Here is an 18,949-nt window from a genome sequence, read left to right as displayed (position 1 = left end):
TATAAAGGTGGACGTGGATAGCGAAAGGCGCAAGTCCCCGGCAAAAAAACGCACCGGCAGCGTAAATACCAGCCAGGTCACAGACGCGTGCTGTCACCGTCAGACAAGCAAAGCGGCAAGAAGGTTATCCTGGAAGGCGGCCGGGTGGCTCTGCTTTACATCGATTTAACAGCTGGTTAGTATAGCCAGCGGTTCAGCGGTCCAGGCTGCTGCGTAGGCGTTAACGTCAATCAACGCACCATATGCAGAGACTTTCTGCCTCATTTCCATGGTGCGCAAACATGTCCCATACCGCTTTATCTGCTGATTCTGCCCTGCGTCGTTCCGGCTTTTTCCTGCTACTGCTGTTACTCACCGCCGCCAACTTACGCACGCCCATTACCGCCACCGGGCCGGTGCTGGAAAATATTCGCCTGACATTTGGCCTGAGCGCCAGCGCTGCCGGCGTGATTAACTTTTTACCGCTGCTGATGTTCGCCACGCTGGCACCGCCAGCCGCCTGGTTCGGCAATCGCTTTGGCCTGGAGCGCAGTCTGTGGGGGGCGTTACTCCTGATCGTCCTGGGTTCACTGCTGCGAATCAGCGGCAGCGAAACGGCACTGTGGCTGGGTACGCTGATTCTCAGCAGCGGGATCGCGGCGGCCAACGTCCTGCTGCCGCCGCTGATTAAGCGTGATTACACCGCGCACACCGCGCGTTATATCGGGCTGTATGCCATGACCATGGGCATCACCGCCAGCATCGCTTCCGGCGTGGCCGTGCCGCTGGCCGAACTCAGCAGCGCCGGCTGGCGTCTGTCGCTGGCGGTCTGGCTGATTCCGGCGCTGATCGCGCTGCTGGCGTGGCTGCCACAGCTGAAAAATCCCGCGACGCTTGAGCAGCGCGCGACAGAGGTCACCGTAACGCGTTCGCCGTGGCGTTCCGCGATCGGCTGGCAGGTTTCGCTGTTCATGGCCAGCCAGTCGCTGCTGTTTTATACCCTGATTGGCTGGTTTACCCCGTTCGCACAGGATAATGGCATCAGTCAGCTCCAGGCGGGCGGCATGTTGTTCGTCTATCAAATCGTGGCGATCGCCTCCAATCTGGCTTGTATGCGGGCGCTGAAGCAGCTGCGCGATCAGCGTCTGATCGGGCTGCTGGCTTCGCTGTCGATCTTCATCGCGGTGACCGGCCTGCTGCTGGCACCCGCATGGTCGCTATTGTGGCTGATTCTGGCAGGCCTCGGTGCGGGCGCCTCGCTGCTGATCAGCCTGTCACTGTTTAATTTACGCACCCGGGACCATCGCCAGGCCTCGAAACTCTCCGGCATGGCGCAGTGCGTGGGGTACGGGCTGGCGGCGCTGGGACCGCTGTGCTTCGGCATGCTGCATGATGTCAGCGGTAGCTGGCAGCTCCCGCTGCTGATGCTGTTGGCGGTAAGCGCGCTGCAAATGGCGATGGCGCTGCTGGCCGGACGCGACCGCGCTATCTGACCTCAGACCGTGACGGCGTTAAGCGCCTCCTGCCGTTCCAGTTCGCGCACGCGTGGGATAACTTCCCGCCCAAAAAACTCCACCTCTTCATGGAAATGCAGAAACGCCAGCAGCAGTAAATCCACGCCAGCGCGTTTCTGCTCCATGATGCGCTCAGCAATTTGCTGCGGCGTGCCAATCAGATTGGTTTTGAAACCGTCGTTGTATTGCACCAGATCCTCGAAGGAGGATTTGGCCCAGTTGCCCTCGCCTTCCGGCGACGCGCTGCCGGCATTTTTCACCTCATGCTGGAAGCCTTTCACTGCATCCGGATTGGCTTTGGCGATGATCTCCTGCAGCACCGCCTGGGCTTCCTGTTCGCTCTCGCGGGCGATGACAAAACCATTCAGGCCGATTTTAACGGCGTGCTGATTGACAGCGGCTTTGGCACGGATATCGTCCACCTGCTGGCGTACGCCCTGTGGCGTGTTGCCGTTGGTGAAGTACCAGTCAGACACTCGTGACGCCATGTCCCGCGCGGCGCGCGAGCTGCCGCCCTGAAAAATTTCCGGTAGCGGATCGAGTGGTTTAGGCTTGAGCGCGTAGTCGCGGAAGCGATAAAAATCTCCGGCGAAGCTGAAGCTGCTTTCACGCCAGATGCCGCGCAGGCAGCGAATAAACTCTTCCGAACGCAGATAGCGCTCTTCGTGATCGAGCCAGGGTTCACCAATCGCTTTGAACTCGCCGCGAAACCAGCCGCTGACAATGTTCACCGCGATGCGCGGACCGTACAGATGGCTGATGGTAGCGATCTGCTTCGCCGCCAGCGTCGGATTCCACGGCCCCGGCAGCAGCGCGGCAATCACTTTGAGTTTTGTGGTGTGGCTCAGCAGATCCTGAGAGAAGGTGACTGATTCGTGCTGATTATCCGCGCCATAGCCGGCGGTGAAACGAATCTGCGTCAGGGCATAATCGAAGCCGGCGCGTTCAGCGATTTTCGCCAGTTCACGGTTGTACTCCGCGTCCCAGCGCGTGCGCTGCTCGATCTGACTGATGACTAAACCCCCTGAAACATTAGGCACCCAGTAAGCAAACTGCAGCGGTTTTACCTGTGACATAGGTTTCTCCTGAGACTTCTTATAGCTGGATTAACGTAAAATTATCTTCATTAATGTTTTTGGCTATAAGAGGCTATGCAGTGAGCGTGCCAGTTCCTGGCAGAGATTAAACGCCTGATTTGCGGGCTAACTGAATGAGAGGATGAGGAATGTCTGTTGCGGATGCAGCAGCCGCTGTCGCCAGGCTGTTGCAATTGCAGCCGCTCCGGCGAAAAGGGCGCTACTCCGCGTGCTGAAAAGCCTGCAGCGCGCTTCGGGTGGCGGCATCGTCAACGGCGGCACTGAGCAGCGCATCAAGCAGACCAGGAAAGCGCGCGTCCAGATCGTCGCGCCGCAGTGACAGCAGATTCTCGCGGCCAGAGGGTTTTTGCCAGATTACGCCGCTGTCACGCAGTACCCGCCAGTGGTGGGTTAAGGTTGATTTGGATACGCCTTGCAGCAGCGAACCGCAGCTGCGCTCCTCCCCCTGTGCCAGCAGCGCGACGACCGCCATGCGCATCGGATTGCCCAGCGCGGCCAGCACATTCTCCAGCCTGATGGCGTCGCGCGACGGATGATTTTCCAGCATTGCTTATCTCTTTAAGGGCGTAAAATAGCAAATTATCCGTGAGTCGGCGGGCGATGTATAGCGCAGTACGAGCGGTGCGCCAATCGCGCTGCGCTAATTTACGATGTCACATTGCTGCTCTATGCTTGTCACCATCCTCCACTCTTTCTTCATCACAACATGAATGCAAATCCGATAGCGCATCCCGCTGCTTTGCGGTCTCTTCAGGCATTGTGCCTGGTCAATTTTTTCATGGCCGACGTGCGGGATGGACTCGGCCCTTTCTTGGGGATCTTTCTTACTGAACATGGCTGGAGAGCGGATGATATTGGCTGGGCGATGACTGCCGGCGGTTTAGCCGGTCTGCTGGCTACGCTGCCGGCGGGTCTGGCAACCGATGCCACGCACCATAAAAAAGGGCTGCTGATTCTGGCCTCACTGCTCATTACGCTGGCCACCCTGATGCTGTGGTGGTTTCCTTACGGTGGAGTGGTGGTTGGCTCGCAGGTGGTTACCGGTCTCGCGGCCGCGCTTATTGCCCCGTTACTGACCGGCGTCACCCTCGGCCTGACCGGCTCTCAGGGGTTCAGCCAGCAGATGGGTAGAAACGAGGCGTTCAATCATGGCGGCAATATGACTGCCGCGCTGTTTGCCGGGTTTGCCGTCTGGCTGTGGGGCACCGATGCGGTTTTTATCCTGATGACCGCGATGGCACTGTGCGCATGTTTTGCCGTGGCCGCCATTCAGCGTAACGCGATCGATGACCGCGCGGCGCGCGGCGGTGCCGGACAGCAGGCCGCAGAGCTTCCTGGTTTCTCTGCCCTGCTGCGCAATCCGGTGCTGCTGATTACCGGCCTGACGCTGCTGCTGTTTCACCTCGGCAACGCCGCGCTGTTGCCGATGCTGGGCATTCGCGCGGCGGCAACGCACAGCGGACAGCTCAGCCCCGGTGTTTATACCGCTGCAACCGTGGTGATTTCGCAATGCGTGATGATTCCCGTGGCGTTATTCGCCGCCCGAAACGCCAGCCGCCTCGGTTTTCCATTGCTGATTACCCTCGCGCTGGTGGTGCTGCCGGTGCGTGCCGGCATCGCCTCCCTGTTCGATGGCACCTATGCGATGGTACCGGTACAGATTCTTGATGGTCTGGCCGCCGGGTTGCTGGGCGTGGCAGTACCGGGCTACATCGTCAGCGTGCTTGACGGCAGCGGACACACCAATGCCGGCCAGAGTTTCGTCATGCTGATGCAGGGCGTGGGCGCGGCATGCAGCCCGGCACTGACCGGCAGCATCGCCGCCGCCTGGTCTTATCAGGTCGCTTTCGCCGTGCTCGGCAGCATTGCCCTCGCCGCACTGATGCTCTGGAGCCTCAGCCAGCGCATCCGATGGGTTAAAAGCCGGGCGTGAGGTGATATCAACACGCCCGATCGAATCAAAACTTTCATAGACCAGCGCCTGAAGCTTTGATCGCATCGGGCGTCTCAATCTCTCTGAGTTAATATACTCCTGCAGACCTGGCCCGCCACGATATATGTGGCAGCTTTTCATTTAGAAAAGTCAAAAAACCCCGGAAGCTGAGATTCAAAAAGCGTTACGTTGTCTGGAGGAGATGCTCAATGAAATATAAAACCCATAATCAGCTACATGAAGAAATGCTTCAGGATCCTGAATACCGCGCAGCCTGGGAAGCAGAGGAACGAAAAGACCGTATGCAAGCCTTGCTCAAAGCGTGGCGGCAGCATGCCGGATTGACCAGTGCACAAGTGGCTGAGCGGATGGGGGTAAAACCGCCCACGGTTTCGCGCATGGAAAAGAATATTACCTCTGCCAGCTTTGAAACCATTGCGCGTTACGCCAAAGCCTGCGGGATCGATTCTGCCACCGTTGAGTTTTAACAGCACGATAAGGACGGAGAGTGAAGCCGATAGTGTTAACCGGCTTCAACTGTCATGGCCGCCGGAAAAACGCCTAATCCGTCCGGGCGCTGGCGCGGTTAGTGAGCTGTGCTTTGGCCAGGGTGCGTGCCAGGATTGAGGAATAGAGCGGTTTGCCACCAAAGAACTGCGCTGCCAGCGTCGCGCCCAGGCAGGTGATGATCATCGGCAGAATCAGTTGATAGTTATTGGTCATCTCCAGCACCAGCACGATGCCGGTAAGCGGCGCGCGCACCGAGGCGGCGAACAGCGCGCCCATCCCGGCGACGGCAAAGGTGGCGGCTTCCAGCTGATAATGCGGGAACCAGTCGGCGCTCAGCTGACCAAAGCAGGTGCCCAGCAGCGTGCCCAGCGTCAGCATGGGCGCAAAAATGCCGCCCGGCGCGCCTGAAGAGAAGCAGCAAATGGTGACCAGCGTGCGCAGCGCGAAGAGAGCAAACAGCGCCAGCGCGCCATAGTGTCCGGTAGCGAAATCCGGAATCAGCGTCGTTCCGCCGCTCACCGCCTGCGGCAGCAGTAAACCCAGCACGCCGCACAGTCCGGCCAGCAGGCTACCGAACAGCACCCAGCGCCCGGTACGTCCGAGATGCAGGCGCTGAAACTGGTCCTGTGCGAGAAATATCAGCCGGTTGAACGCCACGCCGCAGCCGCCAAACAGCACACCCAGCACCAGATAGAGCCACAGCGTCTCGGTGGGCGCGTCACGCAGCTGACCGATATTAATGATGGCTTCATTACCGTTGAGCACGCGAAAGACAATGCTCGACATAATCACGCCAACAAACACCGCTTTTATCGATATCAGGCTATAGCGAAACTGCGGGCGCATCTCTTCGATAATGAACAAAATGCCCGCCAGCGGCGCGTTGAACGCCGCTGAAAGCCCCGCCGCGGCACCGGTCGCCAGCAGCGTATGACGCGATTCGGAATCGCGCACGCGAAACAGATCGAGGCACATACCGCCGATGTTGCCGCCAATCTGTACCGTGGGTCCTTCGCGTCCCAGCACCATGCCAGAGCCCAGCGCGCCCATGCCGCCGATAAATTTAACCGGCAGCACGCGCCACCAGCGCACCGGGCGCAGCTCTTCCAGCGCGCCCTCGATTTCCGGAATGCCCGAGCCTCCCGCCTCTGGCGCGAAGCGGCGCACCAGAAAATAGCCGATGCCGCCCAGCAGCGCCGAAATAAAAAACGCGCTCAGCAACGCCATGGCCAGGTTATCCGCACGCTCCGTCAGCCAGCCGATCCGCAGGTGGAGAATAAAATTGACCGCGCGATCGAAAGCCACCCCGACCAGCCCGGTGAGGATACCGACCAGCGCGGCCAGCAGCAGCAATGCCAGCGGGGTTTTATCGCGTCGCAGCAGTTTTTGCAGCAGCATAAAGCGCCCGGCGCGCATCGCGTTGGCAGGCTCGGTGGCATCAGGTAAGGCAGACATCGTCATCCTCAATTACAACAGTTGAGCGCATTGGCAGCGCCGGAAAGAGTTTGGGCTTAGCATAACCAAAATTGCCTGATCGGTAACTCAATCATTCGCAACATAATTTTACCTCAGGTCGCGCGATGTGGCGTAGGCGCCAGGCTGGGTTGCGATCGGGCGCAACAAACCGGGCAGAAAATCCGCTACGCGGTGCAGGCTTGCTGCAGCATGCTCACAGAATTTTGCGCGGTGGATTGACGCGCCGACGGCAAATCACCATGATCGCGCCAGGATTAGTCACCCCGGAGCCACAAGGTGTCGGAACTCAGTAATGCATTGCTTGAAGAGATTGTCACGGACGTACGCCCCCTCACCCGTCAGGGCAAAGTGGCAGATTACATCCCGGCGCTGGCCGGCGTGGATGCCGATCAACTGGGCATCGCCATTGCCACTGCCGATGGTCGCAGCTACCAGGCCGGCGATGCGGGCACGCGCTTTTCAATCCAGTCCATTTCCAAAGTCCTGTCGCTCACCGTCGCGCTGACGCTGTACGAGGACGCCGAGATCTGGCAGCGCGTAGGCAAAGAGCCATCCGGCCAGGCATTCAATTCACTGGTGCAGCTTGAACTGGAACAGGGAAAGCCGCGCAATCCATTCATTAACGCCGGCGCGCTGGTAATGTGCGATTTGCTGGAAGGCCGGCTCACCGCGCCACGCCAGCGCATGCTGGAGTTTGTGCGTCGTCTGGCACAGCAGCCGGACATTCAGTATGACCGTGTGGTCGCGCGCTCTGAATATGAGCACTCGGCGCGTAACGCCGCCATTGCCTGGCTGATGAAGTCGTTTGGCAACTTTCATAATGACGTCAGTAAAGTAATGGAAACCTACTTTCACTACTGCTCGCTGGCGATGAGCTGCAGCGAACTGGCGCGCACGTTTCTCTATCTCGCCAATCACGGTCGCACGCTGGATGATGAGTGGGCGGTGATCTCTGCACGCCAGGCGCGGCAGGTGAACGCACTGATGATGACCAGCGGCATGTACGACGGCGCCGGAGAGTTTGCCTGGCGCGTGGGCATGCCGGCTAAATCCGGCGTCGGCGGCGGGATTGTCGCAGTGATTCCCGGTGAGATGAGTATTGCCGTCTGGTCACCGGCGCTGGATCATTCCGGTAACTCGCTGGCCGGCACCGCCATGCTGGAGAAACTCACGGAGCGGCTGGGGCGATCGATATTTTAAGGCCCGGCTCGTACTGAGAGGCTTCCCTGTAAATGAAAAGAGTTAAACAACGAGCCGCCCGTTTATATCGGTGCGCATAAATGCGCACCTTACGAAAATCGTGTAATTCCTTGCTGATTGCGATCGATGCCGTTATGCCTTGCAATTAAGTTGAAAATGACCTGATTAGAACGGTGCGTATCAATGCGCCGTCATGTGTAAATCGTGCAACTGCCTACAGGCCGCAGTAAATGACGTGACACCTTGCAATAGAGTTGCAAGTGACTGTTTATATCGGTGCGGATCAATGCGCACCCTGTGCAAATAGTGCCAATACCTTGTAGGGTCGCCATTAATGGCGACCACAAATTCTGAGCAATGACAGGTTATGCCATCAGACACCGCTCATCCTTCAGCAATGAGAAATAGTGTTTCTCTAATGTACTCATCAGGTTGCAATTAAGTTAACAAACACACCACATTAAGTGACCCTTTTCAAAAGGTGCGAATTATGTCGCTCCCAGCCTCACTTTTATTAACCCTTGTGCGGCAATCGCGTTACACTTCGGCCTCATTTGTTGAAGCACTCAGTATTTGCCATGACGTTTTCCTATCACTTTCGCCAGCGCCTGACCGCCTGCGTCGCCATTGTGGCGGTGCTGCTGCTGTTCGTCGCGCCGATTGTGTCGAAAACGCTGCTGGAGCGGCAAACGCGCATTGACCCCGTGGCGTCGCACAGCCCTTCATCTGCCATGCCAATGCACCATCACGATATGCCGATGGAGATGGCGATGCCGGGCATGATGCATCACAACATGGACGACGGCGAAATTGCCTGCGGCTATTGTGATTTGCTGGTGCATGTGCCGCTGATGATGTGGGTGTTTATCCCGTTCATCTGGCTGATGCTGGTGATCTCGCGCGCCCCACCGCTGCCGCCGCTGGTGGCACCCCGCCCGCGCCGCTTCAGCGGTACCCATCGTCCGCGCGCGCCACCGGTTTTTCTTTCCTGCTGAATCTCATTAATCGGTACAACGCCTGCGCTGTGCCCTGACATTCTCTTATCGGAAGGAAGACGGCTTTGTCTGCTGTTCACTCTGCAGCACCGCGCGGCGCGGTGCTTAATCTGCTACGCCGCTTACATTTTTACATTGGCCTGTTTGTCGCGCCGTTCATCTTCGTGGCGGCGCTCAGCGGCACGCTGTATGTGCTGACGCCGCAGCTGGAAAATCTGATCTACGCCGATGCGCTCACCGCGCAGCCGCAGGGCAATGTGCAACCGCTCTCGGCGCAGATCGCCGCGGCACGCGCCTATGCGGGCGAAAATCAGCACATTTATGCGGTTCGACCCGCGCCCGCCGCGCGCGATACCACGCGCGTACAGTTCAGCGATGCCACACTCGGTCCGTCGCAGTCGCGCGCGGTGTTTATCGATCCCTACAGCCTCAAAGTAACCGGCGACATGACGGTGTACGGCACCAGTGGCGTGTTGCCGCTGCGCACCACGCTCGATCTGCTGCACAGCAGCCTGTTACTCGGTGACTTTGGTCGCAACTACAGCGAACTGGCGGCGAGCTGGCTGTGGGTGGCCGCGCTCGGCGGCGTGCTGCTGTGGCTGGGCACGCGACCAAAACGCCGGCTGAAAACCGTGCGAAAGGGGTTTGCCTTCACCCGGCACTGGCACATCACGCTGGGGCTGACGCTGCTGCTCGGGCTGCTGTTCTTCTCCGTTACCGGCCTCACCTGGTCACAATGGGCAGGTAGCAATATCGATAAGATGCGCACCGAGCTTAACTGGCTGACGCCACAGGTGAATACGTCGCTCAGCGGTGATGCGCCCGCCGCGCCGGCGGATCCTCACGCCGATCACCGCAGTATGCCGGACATGGACATGACCAGCATGCCGATGTCGTCGATGGCGAAACCGGCGACGCAGCCAGCGAAGTCACTGCCAGCAAATGCCGCCGACGCTGACTGGGATCGTGTGCTGGCGGCGGCGCGTCAGGATGGCATCCGCGCGGCTAAAGTGGAGTTGCGCCAGCCGAAAAGCGAGGGCAAAGCCTGGACGGTGAGTGAGATTGATCGCAGCTGGCCCACACAGGTGGATGCAGTGTCCGTGAATCCGCAAAGCTTCGCGATTGTCGATCACGTCTGGTTTGATCGCTTCCCGCTGGTGGCAAAACTGACGCGCTGGGGCGTCGATGCGCACATGGGCGTGCTGTTTGGCTGGCCTAATCAGCTGTTGCTGGCGCTGTTTGGCCTGGGTTTGTGCAGCATGATTGTGCTGGGTTATCGTATGTGGTGGCTGCGCCGCCCGGCTCTGGATCAGGCCAGCCCGGCGCAAACCCTGAGCGCAAGCTGGCTGGCGCTGCCGCACTATGCCAAAGGGGTCTGCCTGATGCTGGCGCTGGCGCTCGGTTATGCCCTGCCGGTGATGGGCGTCAGCCTGCTGGCCTTCGTGCTGGTGGATGTACTGCGCTGGCGCAGACAACAGCGTGCGCCGATGAGCGAAGCGGAAATTCTCGCCGCGCAGCAGTCGCCGCTCGGTATCGTGCGGGCGCGTTTCACGGTGAAACGCAAGGAGATGCGTTACTACCTGCGTGGGCTGTTTATTCTGGCGCTGATTGTCGGTACGGTGATGAGCAATGCGATTATCGGCGGCGTGATCGATCAATACGGCATCCCGTTCAGCCACTGGACGCTGACCATGTATCTGACGCAGGGCTTTATGATCGCGCTTTACACCACGGTATTCACCGCGCTGATGTCGATTCCGCTGTGGTATTTCTTCCTCGGCGAAAAGGATGATTCGCAGGGATAAGGCGTAAAAAACGGCGGATGATCCCCCATCCGCCGTTTTGCCTGACAAACGTCAGCGTATTATCCGCCTCAGATTCCGACTCAGAAATCGGCCTTCAGCACCACGCGGTAATTGGCTTTACCGGCGCGTACGTGATCCAGCGCTTCATTGATTTTTGACATCGGGAACTCTTCCACCTGCGGTGCCACATCGGCGCGTGACGCCAGACGCATCAGCTTACGCAGCTGGCCCGGTGAACCGGTAGACGAACCCGTTACCGCACGATCGCCCAGAATCAGACTGAACGCTGGCACCTCAAATGGCTTCATTACCGCGCCCACGGTGTGGAACTTACCGTGCGGAGCCAGCGCCTGGAAGTACGGCTGCCAGTCCAGATCGACGGCTACGGTGCTGATAATCAAATCAAATTGCCCGGCCAGCGCGTTCAGCGCCTGAGGATCGCGGCTGTTGACCACACGATCGGCGCCCATGGCTTTGATGGATTCGGTTTTGCTGGCATTCGAACTGAACGCTGTGACTTCTGCACCCATGGCGCGCAGCAGTTTGATCGCCATATGGCCGAGGCCGCCAATACCGATGACGCCGACGCGGCTGGTTGCCGTTACATGGTGCATCAGCAGCGGTTTAAACACGGTAATCCCGCCGCACAGCAGCGGACCGGCAGAGGTAATGTCCATGGATTCCGGCAGCGGAATCACCCACTGCCAGTCGGCGCGCAGATGGCTGGCGAAACCGCCTTTGTTCATGATGGTGGGCACTGAACCGTTCTCACAGTTGACCTGCTCGCCGTTGATGCAGGCATCACAGTGCTGGCAGCTTTTCGCGGTCCAGCCGATACCCACGCGCTGACCCACCTTCAATCCTTTGTCCTGCGCCGCATCGCCGAGTGCGCTGATGCGACCAATCACTTCGTGACCGGCAATGACCGGATAAGAGGAAATGCCCCACTCGTTATCAATCATCGACAAATCAGAATGGCACACACCGCAGTAATCGACCTCAACCAGCACCTCTTCCGCCGCCAGCGGACCGGTTTCGTACTCGTACGGTACCAGCGCATCACCGGCGTTGTGTGCGGCATAACTTTTGATTTTCATTACTGTCCTCTGTTTTCAGCGTTGTTAACCCGGGAAGTCTAGCAGAGCGTATTGCATGATTATGATTAAATTTCAGCCAATTAGAGTCTGTTAAGCGCAACGGGGAAAGAAAAGCATTTCGCGTTAAAGCGAATCGTGACTGGGCGGACTGCGGAACGCATGGCGCGCCTCTTCTATCAGCTGGCTGGCAGTGACGGTGGGCGGCAAACGCGTCAGCACTTTGCTGGCCTGCCAGTAACACAGCACCATCTCCTCGTTAGTTTCGTTCTCCGCCATTTCCCTTAAGCGCCTGCGCAGGCTCAGCACGTCCAGCGTTTGCTGTTCATCCACCATCTCAGCGATGGTTTGGTTGATGACCTGATGAATAATTTTCCAGGAAAGATCGGCAAACACATTAAACCTCGTGACGTAGTAACGGGCTCCAGGCAAATGAGGAAAAGGTGCACGCCCAGCGGCACGCAAATAATCTAACTGGGATAACTATAGCCGCTTATTTAACCAGCAAACGGCTGGCCGCCTGCTTATGCGTTAGCTTGCGGATCGGTAAATGAATTTTTTTCTCTCAGCACGCGTTGCAATGGTACTAAAACCCGGTGCTGGCGCGCGACCGCAGGATTTCGCAACAGATTTTACCTTGCGCTAAAACGGAGAATTCCGATAATCGCTATCTACTCATTTATATAGCGAAAAGGAATCTCCGCGTGAAGACGCTTACCCTACTGTTAATGACTGCCGCCGGCGGATTGAGTTTACCGGCGCAGGCCGCCATGGATATCCGCGTGACGTATGCCGGTTCGATGGGAAAAGTGATGGATCAGGCACTGGGCCCGGCATTTGCACAACAGCATGACGGTAAGTATGAAGGTCAGGGCCAGGGGGCTTATGGTATGGCGCGCCTGCTGGCGAGCAAAAAAATCACCGCTGACGTGTTCGTGTCTGTTACTCCCGGTCCGATGCAGATCCTGAAAGACGCCGGACTGATCGACAACGCAGTACCGGTAGCCAGCACCAGCATGGTGATTGCCTATAACCCAAAAGGGCCGTTTGCGCCGCAGTTTGCCGCAGCCAAAGGCAATGATGGCCGCTGGCTTCAGCTGCTGGCAGCGCCGGGACTGAAATTTGGTCGGACCGATCCGGTAAACGATCCTAAAGGCCAGAACATTATTTTCACCCTGCTACTGGCGCAGAAGTATTACCGGCAGCCCGGCATCGCTGACAACATTCTCGGCGGTTACCAGAATCCCGCGCAAACCCATCTGGAAGGTGGCTTGCTGACACGGCTCGAGAGCGGTCAGGTGGATGCGGCTGCAGGCTATGAAAGCGAAGTGATCTCTGCCCATCTGCCTTACATTGCGCTGCCCGATGAAATCAACCTCAGTAATCCGGCGATGGCGACTAAGTGGTACGACACGGTCAGCTTTAGCGTCAAAGACAGCCAGGGTAAAGATAAAGTGCTGCACACCCAGCCGCTGGTCTATTACGCGGCGGTGCTCAGGAATGCGCCGCACGGTACGGTCGCTGGCACAGCCTTTGTAGATTTCATGCTGAGTCCGTCAGGACAGGCGCTGTTTAAACAGCAAGGCTATGCCGCACCGAAGGGCAATGGGCTTTATACGCCATGAAAATCCGCCATGCTGGCGCGCTGTGGCTGTCGCTGCCCGCCCTGGTGCTGCTGGCCGTGCCGTTTGTCACCCTGACGGGCGTCACACACTGGCAACACCTGCGACTGGCGTGGGGTGACGGCGCGGCGATTACCACGTCGCTCAGTCTGGGCGCGATCGCGCTGGTGCTGATTTTTCTGACCGGCTTACCGCTGGCCTGGTGGCTGTCGCAGGCGCGGGGAAAAATGCGCTGGCTGGTGGAAACGCTGGTGATGATCCCGCTGCTGACGCCGCCGCTGGCGATGGGAATCCTGCTGGTCAGCGCGTACGGTCCGTACAGTTTGCCCGGCCAGCTGCTGAGCAAGCTGGGCTGGACGCTGGTGAACAATCCCGCCGCCTTTATTCTGGCGCAGTGGTATGGCGCGCTGCCCTACTTTGTCACCAGCGCACGCTCGGCGTTTATCGCGGTGCCGCCGGAGATCCTTGAAGCGGGCCGAACGCTGGGTGCCGCGCCATGGCCGCGCTTCTGGCGGCTGGCGCTGCCCCTGGCCGCACCGGGCCTGGCGTCGGCTACGGCACTGGCGTGGGTGCGGGCGATGGGCGAATTCGGCATTGTGATGATTTTCGCCTGGTTTCCCCACGGAATGCCGGCGCAGCTGTACAACAATCTGCAAAACGACGGCGTGGATGCGGTTTATGTGCTGTTGTGGCTGTTACTGCTGTTTACCCTGCCGGTGCCGCTGCTGTGCGCGCTGGCTTCCCGACGCGCGCTTTGCGGCAACACGGCGCGGCATCATTAGAGGCTGGCGCGCTGCTCACTCTCACGCATCGCCAGCCGGACCGTCTCCAGCAGCGGTTCAATCTCCAGCGGCCGGGTGAAAAAGGCAAAGGCGCCCTGAGCAAACAAGCGCCGGCAGGCCTCCAGCGTGTCGTGCCCGGTCATGATGATCACCGGCAGCAGCGGATGGCGTGCGCCCTGCCGGGCCAGCCAGCTCAGGCCGCTACTCTCTGGCTGTCGCACGTCAAGCAGCAGACAGCCGCATACGGCTTGCTGACCGGCGGCGGCGGTTTCGAACGATGCCAGGTCAGCAAAGTCGGCGACCTCGTAGTCCACGGTTCGCAGCAGAAATCCCAGCGACTCGCGCACGGATACATCATCATCCACTAACCACACCTTCGCGCCCATTACGTACTCCGCCTGTAGAAAAATGAGGAAAATTTCGGCCCTCTCTGTCGCGCGGTAACGCAACAGCAGCCAGACCTGACGGTAGCTGGTTATCGATGGACGTGAAGTGCGCGACGACGTGCACCTTCCCTGCGCCGATAAAAAAGCCCTCCGTTGAGGGAGGGCGATTTTTCCATAATTTGGCTTAGAACACCATTGGCACAAATCTGGTTAGCTGTTGCGCTGCAGGTGGCTGCTGACAAAAGCGCGACAGCGCGCCGAGATCGGTTCGCTGAACACCTGCTGCGGCAATCCGGACTCTTCGATTTTGCCCTGATGCAGAAACACCGCTTTGTTTGAAACATCGCGCGCAAACCCCATTTCATGGGTGACGATAATCATGGTGCGCCCCTCTTCCGCCAGGCTGCGGATGACGCGCAGCACTTCGCCCACCAGCTCCGGGTCGAGCGCGGAAGTGGGTTCATCAAACAGTATCGCTTTCGGCTGCTGCGCCAGCGCCCGGGCTATTGCCACGCGCTGCTGCTGGCCACCGGAGAGCTGCGACGGCCACGCGTTGCGCTTTTCGTATAACCCGACTTTTTGCAGCAGCGCTTCGGCCTCGGCAACGGCCTCCTGATGACTGCGCTTCTGCACATGGATCGGCGCCTCAATGATGTTCTGCAGCACGGTTTTGTGCGGCCACAGATTGAAGCCCTGAAACACAAAGCCGAGCTGCATGCGCATCAGCTTAATGCGGCGGCGCTGTTCACGGCTCAGCTTTTCGTCCGCGTTATCGAGGGTGACCACTTCATCGCCCACGGCAATTTCACCGGCCTGTGGCACTTCAAGAAACGGGATGCAGCGCAGCAGCGTACTTTTACCGGAACCACTGGCGCCGATCAGCGAAATGACGTCGCCATCCTGCGCCGTCAGGCTGATGTCATGCAGCACTTCATGCCCGCTATAACTTTTTCTGAGATGGCTCAGGGCAATAGTGGGTTTGTTCATTAACGTGCTCCAGCGTGATAAGGGGACAAACGGCGCTCCAGCAGCGCCACCGCTTTGCTCACCAGCACGGTCAGCAGCAGATAGATAATCGCCGCGCTGATAAACACCTCCAGCGCGCGGAAGGTTTCTGACACGATGGAATCGGCGATGCCGGTCATCTCCATCAGGCTGATGGTGCTCACCAGCGATGTGGATTTGATCATCGAGATGATCTCATTGCTGTAGGCCGGCAGCGCCTGACGCACCGCCAGCGGCAGCGTGATGCGCCGCAGCGTGGTGAAGCGCGACATGCCGCACACTTTCGCCGCTTCCAGTGACTGCACGCTAACCGCATTCAGTCCGCCGCGCAGGATCTCGGCGGTGTAGGCCGCGTCGTTGAGAATCAGCGCAATTAACCCGCACCAGTAGGGCTCACGCAGCAGCGGCCACAGCACGCTTTCGCGCACCGCCGGCAGGCTGCCGAGGCCATAGTAAATCATGAAGATTTGAATCAGCAGCGGCGTACCACGGAACAGCCAGACATAAAAACGCGTAACGTAGCTGCCGAGGCGATGCTGACGCAGCAGATTCAGCAGCAGCGCCAGTATCCCGCCGCCCAGCAGGGACAATACCGCCAGGTTGAGCGTCAGCGGCAGTCCGCGCAGCAGTGCCGCCAGCGTGTGCTGTAAGAAGGTGAAATCCATCGTGGCTCCTTACAACCGCGCGCGTTGTTGCCCGCGCATGGCCACTTTTTCCACATAGCGGAAGAAGAAATCTGAACAGGTGGTGATAATCAGGTAAATCACCGCGCCTACGCTGTAGAAGAAAAACGGCATCTGGGTGGAATTCGACGCGGTGGAAATCTGGTTCATGGTTTCCACCAGCCCGGTCACCGATACCAGCGCCGACTCCTTAATCACCGATTGCCACTGATTGCCCATGCCCGGCAGCGCGGTGCGCAGCGCCTGCGGCACAATCATGCGGCGGAACAGCATAAAACGCCCCATACCGGTGACCGTAGCGGCTTCCAGCGTGCCGGCGGGAATCGCGTAAAACGCGCCGCGAAATACGCTGCTCTGATAAGCGCCGGAAATCAGCCCGATGGCGATCGCGCCTGCAACGAAGCCGTTAACGTCAAACGGTCCCTGCAGGCCGATAGCTTCACCGATAAACCCCACCACCTGTCGGCCACCAAAGTAGAACAGGTAGATCACCAGCAGCTCCGGCACGCCGCGAAACAGCGTGATGTAACCGCTGGCAACACGCTGCTGCCAGCGGCCGCCACCAATCTGCATCCAGCACAGCAGGCTGCCGAGCATCGCGCCCAGCAGCCACGCACACAGCGAGACCGTTACCGTGACGGTGGCGGCGTCCAGCAGCACGCCGCCCCAGCCTTCGTCACCAAAACCTAACAGTTGCCAGTCAATAGTCATAAGCGCTCAGCATTATTCCGCAGGCGCGACGTTCTCGCCGAACCATTTCTCTGACAGTTGCTTCAGCGTGCCGTCTTTGATCATCGACACCAGCGCCTGATCCAGCGCGGCTTTCAGCTCCGGATTGTTTTTACGAATGGCAATCGCCGAGCCCTGGCCCAGTACACCACCCACAAAGCCGTAACCGGTGCTGTTTACCGTATCCGCGTGTTTTTTCACATAAGCATTGAGGTTGGTGCGCGATGCCATGACCGCATCAACCCGGCCATTGAGCAGATCGGCGAAGGTTTCCGGGCCGGCCTGATAGGTACGGATAGTCGCGACGTCACCGAGGTATTTGTTGAGGAAATCGGCCTGAATGGTAGCGACCTGCACCGCAATGGTTTTGCCTTTGAACTTCGCCTTCAGCGCGTCGATGGCTTTGTTCATACCGGCTTCATCGGTCGCCTGTACCACTTCACCGTTGCCCGGCAGGGTATCCACTGCGCTACCCTTCAGCGTGACGAAGCCCGATACGCTCACGGTGTACTGATGGGTAAAATCCACCACTTCTTGACGTTTTGGCGTCACGGTGACGGCATCGACCACTGCATCATATTTGCCATCAGCGAGGCCGGGGATCAGTCCGGACCACTTTTGCGCGACGATTTCATATTTGAATCCCGCGCGTTTCGCCAGTTCGGCCACCATATCGGGCTCGTAGCCGACAATTTTGCCGCTCGGCGTGGACTGGTTAAACGGCGGATAGGCCGCTTCGGTGGCAAATTTTAATGTGCCAAAATCTTTTGCCTGAACCACGGCAGAAGCCAGCAGCAACAGGCCCGCGGAGGCGGAGAACAGCCCTTTACGCATCATCATAAAACCTCATTATTATCAGGAGAGTAAGTCGATCGCTATACGGGCCAGAGCCTGTGTGCCAGCGTGAATGCTGCGTTCGTCCGGCTGATAGTCGGAGTTGTGCAGATGGTCGTCGCGCCCCGGCGCGCCAGAGCCGATATGGATCTGACAGCCCGGCACACGCTCAGTAAACAGCGAGAAATCTTCCGCGCCAAAGCTGCTGCTGGGTTTTGCCACCACCGGCTTGCCGAACTGGTGCGACAGAATCGGCTCCAGTGCATCAATCAGCGCATCATCATTCATCAGCGGCGGTACGCCTCGCTGATAATTGACCTCAATCCGCGTATTGAGCGACAGTGCGACACCGGCACAGATGCGGCGGAAAGCGTCTTCCATGTGAGCGCGCGCCTGCGGTGATTTAGCGCGGATGGTGCCCTGAATCAGGCAGCTGTCGGAGATGATGTTATGGGTGGTGCCGCCGTGGATATGGCCAATCGTCAGCACAGCAGAGTTCGCCGGATCGAGCTCGCGCGACACAATGGTCTGCAGCTGCGTTACCAGGCTGGCGGCGGCAATGATCGGATCGGTACCCATGTGCGGCCGGGCGGCGTGGGTGGATTTGCCATGAATCACTACGTCGAATTCATCGCTGGAGGCGGTGCTGGCACCGCGCGTCAGGGCGATTTCTCCTGCGGCCAGCTCTGGTTTATTGTGCAGCGTGATCGCCACATCAATGCCGTCCGCTGCGCCGGCAGCAATCATGGCTTGCGCGCCGCTCTCTGGCGTCTCTTCCGCCGGCTGAAAAATCAGCCGCACCGTGCCGTGCAGCTGGCTGCGCAGGTCCGTGAGGATCGCTGCAACGCCGAGCAGCGTAGCCGTGTGGATATCGTGGCCGCAGGCGTGCATTTTACCCGGCCAGATGCTGCTAAACGGCAGGCCGGTTTGCTCATGAATCGGCAGCGCATCCATATCGGCACGCAGCAGCACGGTCCTGCCCGGCTGCGCGCCGGTAATGTCCACCATCACGCCGGTGCGGCCCACGCCGGTTTGCGGCGTCAGCCCGAGGCGCAGCAACTCCTGTTCCACGATGGCTGCGGTGCGGACGGTGTCGAAACCAAGTTCCGGATGTGCGTGAATATCGCGCCGGATGGCGATGAGGTGCGCCTGCATGCTTTCACTTCTGGCGCTGATATCCCTGGCTAAAAGAATTTTATGATCGGTCATGGTGGTAATACGGTTATGCAGGCTGTCGCCTGGCCGTTATGGCATTTTTATGAAATTCAGCGTTTTATTTATTCACAGCCCTCAGCAGATTGCAAC

The 18,949-nt window shown here is 58.9% G+C and carries 19 protein-coding genes; 8 read left to right on the top strand and 11 right to left on the bottom strand.

Annotated elements, in window-relative coordinates; translation table 11 throughout:
• Nucleotides 1–281 precede the first annotated feature (281 nt).
• Nucleotides 282–1,472 (top strand): MFS transporter, encoded by a 1,191-nt coding sequence (locus tag C1N84_RS21045; RefSeq protein WP_127835014.1) that lies wholly within the window; start codon nt 282–284, stop codon nt 1,470–1,472.
• Nucleotides 1,473–1,474: 2 nt separating this feature from the next.
• Here the strand turns inward: C1N84_RS21045 and sfnG are convergent, their stop codons facing one another.
• A complete protein-coding gene (sfnG, locus tag C1N84_RS21040; RefSeq protein WP_021508881.1) occupies nt 1,475–2,569 on the bottom strand; it encodes a dimethylsulfone monooxygenase SfnG in 1,095 nt (364 codons plus the stop codon).
• A gap of 220 nt (nt 2,570–2,789) precedes the next feature.
• Nucleotides 2,790–3,137 carry an ArsR/SmtB family transcription factor gene (locus tag C1N84_RS21035; RefSeq protein ID WP_104093428.1) on the bottom strand — a complete coding sequence of 116 codons (348 nt, stop codon included), beginning with the start codon at nt 3,135–3,137 and terminating at the stop codon, nt 2,790–2,792.
• A gap of 159 nt (nt 3,138–3,296) precedes the next feature.
• On the opposite strand from C1N84_RS21035, the gene C1N84_RS21030 reads away from it, so the two are divergent.
• Nucleotides 3,297–4,523 (top strand): MFS transporter, encoded by a 1,227-nt coding sequence (locus C1N84_RS21030; RefSeq protein WP_058758987.1) that lies wholly within the window; start codon nt 3,297–3,299, stop codon nt 4,521–4,523.
• Between the two features lie 209 nt (nt 4,524–4,732).
• On the top strand, nt 4,733–5,011 hold the full coding sequence (locus C1N84_RS21025; protein WP_088517418.1) for a helix-turn-helix domain-containing protein: 279 nt from the start codon (nt 4,733–4,735) through the stop codon (nt 5,009–5,011).
• A gap of 73 nt (nt 5,012–5,084) precedes the next feature.
• Here the strand turns inward: C1N84_RS21025 and clcA are convergent, their stop codons facing one another.
• Nucleotides 5,085–6,488 (bottom strand): H(+)/Cl(-) exchange transporter ClcA, encoded by a 1,404-nt coding sequence (gene clcA, locus C1N84_RS21020; RefSeq protein WP_088517419.1) that lies wholly within the window; start codon nt 6,486–6,488, stop codon nt 5,085–5,087.
• Between the two features lie 297 nt (nt 6,489–6,785).
• On the opposite strand from clcA, the gene glsB reads away from it, so the two are divergent.
• From glsB to C1N84_RS21005, 3 genes are all read left to right on the top strand, one after another.
• Nucleotides 6,786–7,709 (top strand): glutaminase B, encoded by a 924-nt coding sequence (glsB, locus tag C1N84_RS21015; protein WP_058781037.1) that lies wholly within the window; start codon nt 6,786–6,788, stop codon nt 7,707–7,709.
• 578 nt (nt 7,710–8,287) lie between these two features.
• A complete protein-coding gene (locus C1N84_RS21010) occupies nt 8,288–8,704 on the top strand; it encodes a DUF2946 domain-containing protein (protein ID WP_264444210.1) in 417 nt (138 codons plus the stop codon).
• 65 nt (nt 8,705–8,769) lie between these two features.
• Nucleotides 8,770–10,509, top strand: a complete 1,740-nt coding sequence (locus tag C1N84_RS21005; protein WP_264444212.1) for a DUF2534 family protein — start codon at nt 8,770–8,772, stop codon at nt 10,507–10,509.
• A gap of 80 nt (nt 10,510–10,589) precedes the next feature.
• Here C1N84_RS21005 and C1N84_RS21000 read toward each other — a convergent pair whose 3' ends face one another.
• Nucleotides 10,590–11,606, bottom strand: coding sequence for an NADPH-dependent aldehyde reductase Ahr (locus C1N84_RS21000; protein ID WP_021508873.1), 1,017 nt, complete (start codon nt 11,604–11,606; stop codon nt 10,590–10,592).
• A 123-nt stretch (nt 11,607–11,729) separates the two neighbouring features.
• The gene (locus C1N84_RS20995) at nt 11,730–11,999 is read right to left on the bottom strand and encodes a hypothetical protein (protein WP_010616678.1); all 270 of its coding nucleotides are present in this window, start codon (nt 11,997–11,999) and stop codon (nt 11,730–11,732) included.
• A gap of 332 nt (nt 12,000–12,331) precedes the next feature.
• On the opposite strand from C1N84_RS20995, the gene C1N84_RS20990 reads away from it, so the two are divergent.
• Nucleotides 12,332–13,228: an extracellular solute-binding protein gene (locus C1N84_RS20990; protein WP_264444743.1), complete on the top strand. Its 897-nt coding sequence runs from the start codon at nt 12,332–12,334 to the stop codon at nt 13,226–13,228.
• Complete coding sequence (locus C1N84_RS20985; protein WP_264444215.1) at nt 13,225–14,007, top strand: molybdate ABC transporter permease subunit; 783 nt, start codon at nt 13,225–13,227, stop codon at nt 14,005–14,007. The genes C1N84_RS20990 and C1N84_RS20985 overlap by 4 nt, the downstream gene beginning before the upstream one ends.
• On the opposite strand, the gene C1N84_RS20980 is transcribed toward C1N84_RS20985, so the two are convergent.
• The 6 genes from C1N84_RS20980 to C1N84_RS20955 all read right to left on the bottom strand — a co-directional run bounded on the left by C1N84_RS20980 (nt 14,004) and on the right by C1N84_RS20955 (nt 18,853).
• Entirely contained in the window at nt 14,004–14,393 is a 390-nt protein-coding gene (locus tag C1N84_RS20980; RefSeq protein WP_021508870.1) for a response regulator transcription factor, read from the bottom strand. The genes C1N84_RS20985 and C1N84_RS20980 overlap by 4 nt on opposite strands.
• Before the next feature lie 210 nt (nt 14,394–14,603).
• Entirely contained in the window at nt 14,604–15,380 is a 777-nt protein-coding gene (locus C1N84_RS20975) for an ABC transporter ATP-binding protein (protein ID WP_264444218.1), read from the bottom strand.
• Nucleotides 15,380–16,063 carry an ABC transporter permease gene (locus C1N84_RS20970; protein WP_058758980.1) on the bottom strand — a complete coding sequence of 228 codons (684 nt, stop codon included), beginning with the start codon at nt 16,061–16,063 and terminating at the stop codon, nt 15,380–15,382. Before C1N84_RS20970 ends, C1N84_RS20975 begins: the two co-directional genes overlap by 1 nt.
• Before the next feature lie 9 nt (nt 16,064–16,072).
• Nucleotides 16,073–16,792: an ABC transporter permease gene (locus C1N84_RS20965; RefSeq protein ID WP_058758979.1), complete on the bottom strand. Its 720-nt coding sequence runs from the start codon at nt 16,790–16,792 to the stop codon at nt 16,073–16,075.
• 12 nt (nt 16,793–16,804) lie between these two features.
• Entirely contained in the window at nt 16,805–17,650 is an 846-nt protein-coding gene (locus tag C1N84_RS20960) for a transporter substrate-binding domain-containing protein (RefSeq protein ID WP_238562173.1), read from the bottom strand.
• Between the two features lie 15 nt (nt 17,651–17,665).
• The gene (locus C1N84_RS20955; protein WP_159377598.1) at nt 17,666–18,853 is read right to left on the bottom strand and encodes a M20 metallopeptidase family protein; all 1,188 of its coding nucleotides are present in this window, start codon (nt 18,851–18,853) and stop codon (nt 17,666–17,668) included.
• Nucleotides 18,854–18,949: the final 96 nt, after the last annotated feature.

The sequence above is a fragment of the Pantoea sp. SGAir0418 genome, assembly GCF_043529865.1.
The sequence above is the reverse complement of the archived record's forward strand: the minus strand, read 5'-3'. Positions and strand labels throughout refer to the sequence as shown.

Coding starts and splice junctions, on each gene's coding strand:
- C1N84_RS20955 (WP_159377598.1), bottom strand. CDS start 18,853: ATGACCGATCATAAAATTCTTTTAGCCAGGGATATCAGCGCCAGAAGT.
- clcA (WP_088517419.1), bottom strand. CDS start 6,488: ATGTCTGCCTTACCTGATGCCACCGAGCCTGCCAACGCGATGCGCGCC.
- C1N84_RS20975 (WP_264444218.1), bottom strand. CDS start 15,380: ATGAACAAACCCACTATTGCCCTGAGCCATCTCAGAAAAAGTTATAGC.
- C1N84_RS20990 (WP_264444743.1), top strand. CDS start 12,332: ATGACTGCCGCCGGCGGATTGAGTTTACCGGCGCAGGCCGCCATGGAT.
- C1N84_RS21025 (WP_088517418.1), top strand. CDS start 4,733: ATGAAATATAAAACCCATAATCAGCTACATGAAGAAATGCTTCAGGAT.
- C1N84_RS21000 (WP_021508873.1), bottom strand. CDS start 11,606: ATGAAAATCAAAAGTTATGCCGCACACAACGCCGGTGATGCGCTGGTA.
- C1N84_RS20960 (WP_238562173.1), bottom strand. CDS start 17,650: ATGATGATGCGTAAAGGGCTGTTCTCCGCCTCCGCGGGCCTGTTGCTG.
- C1N84_RS20985 (WP_264444215.1), top strand. CDS start 13,225: ATGAAAATCCGCCATGCTGGCGCGCTGTGGCTGTCGCTGCCCGCCCTG.
- C1N84_RS20980 (WP_021508870.1), bottom strand. CDS start 14,393: ATGGGCGCGAAGGTGTGGTTAGTGGATGATGATGTATCCGTGCGCGAG.
- C1N84_RS21045 (WP_127835014.1), top strand. CDS start 282: ATGTCCCATACCGCTTTATCTGCTGATTCTGCCCTGCGTCGTTCCGGC.
- C1N84_RS20965 (WP_058758979.1), bottom strand. CDS start 16,792: ATGACTATTGACTGGCAACTGTTAGGTTTTGGTGACGAAGGCTGGGGC.
- C1N84_RS20970 (WP_058758980.1), bottom strand. CDS start 16,063: ATGGATTTCACCTTCTTACAGCACACGCTGGCGGCACTGCTGCGCGGA.
- C1N84_RS21010 (WP_264444210.1), top strand. CDS start 8,288: ATGACGTTTTCCTATCACTTTCGCCAGCGCCTGACCGCCTGCGTCGCC.
- sfnG (WP_021508881.1), bottom strand. CDS start 2,569: ATGTCACAGGTAAAACCGCTGCAGTTTGCTTACTGGGTGCCTAATGTT.
- C1N84_RS21030 (WP_058758987.1), top strand. CDS start 3,297: ATGAATGCAAATCCGATAGCGCATCCCGCTGCTTTGCGGTCTCTTCAG.
- C1N84_RS21035 (WP_104093428.1), bottom strand. CDS start 3,137: ATGCTGGAAAATCATCCGTCGCGCGACGCCATCAGGCTGGAGAATGTG.